Here is a 683-nt window from a genome sequence, read left to right as displayed (position 1 = left end):
CGCCATCGCGCTCCCCGCGGTCGACCTCGTCGCGTTTGACCCAATCCAGCAGCGTCTGCGGCGTACAGCCGATCATCGGCGCAATCGATTCGACCGCTGCCCACATCGACGGGTGTTCGCTACGCTGTTCGCGTACCAGACGCACTGCGCGCTCCCGCACTTCCGGGGAAAATTTGCTTGCCTTCTTGTTCATGACTCGATTCTCTCAAGAATACGAGCCTCCACAAAATCCGGTGCGGTTCACTTCTCGATTTATGCGTCCACTTTCTCTGATTATGAGTCCGCCCTCTGCTCAGAATCCTTATTCCATAAGGCGCGATTTCTCGCGATATGAGTCTTTCTACAGCGCCGCAGCCGTAGGGCGCCAGAGTAAGTGCGACTGGCGCCACAGTTTTGCGACTGTGTGACGAAGTTGTTGCGACCAGCCTACGAGATCGCATGTTCGCCAAGATAGCTCACTGCGAACATGCGACGCTACGCCAGCCGCGGAGGCACCATCGCCGCGGCTGATTGCTTCGCAGGTCTCGTCGTTCATCGAAATCTAGACCCGCGCGGTGAATTTCCTGCGGCGAAAAATCCACGCCACAAATGCAAAAACCCCCGCCTTTCGGGCGGGGGTTTCTGGCTTAGGGAGCCTGACGATTACCTACTTTCACACGGGAATCCGCACTATCATCGGCGTA

At 57.2% G+C, this 683-nt stretch carries 1 pseudogene; it reads right to left on the bottom strand.

Annotation, left to right across the window (positions count from 1 at the left end):
• Positions 1-193, bottom strand: a pseudogene (locus DIE23_RS39110) (IS3 family transposase); the annotation flags it as partial.
• Between the last annotated feature and the right edge of the window lie 490 nt (positions 194-683).

The sequence above is a fragment of the Burkholderia sp. Bp9143 genome (genome assembly GCF_003853645.1).
Taxonomy (GTDB): domain Bacteria; phylum Pseudomonadota; class Gammaproteobacteria; order Burkholderiales; family Burkholderiaceae; genus Burkholderia.
Note: the sequence above shows the minus strand (reverse complement) of the source record. Positions and strands in the feature narration are given on the sequence as shown.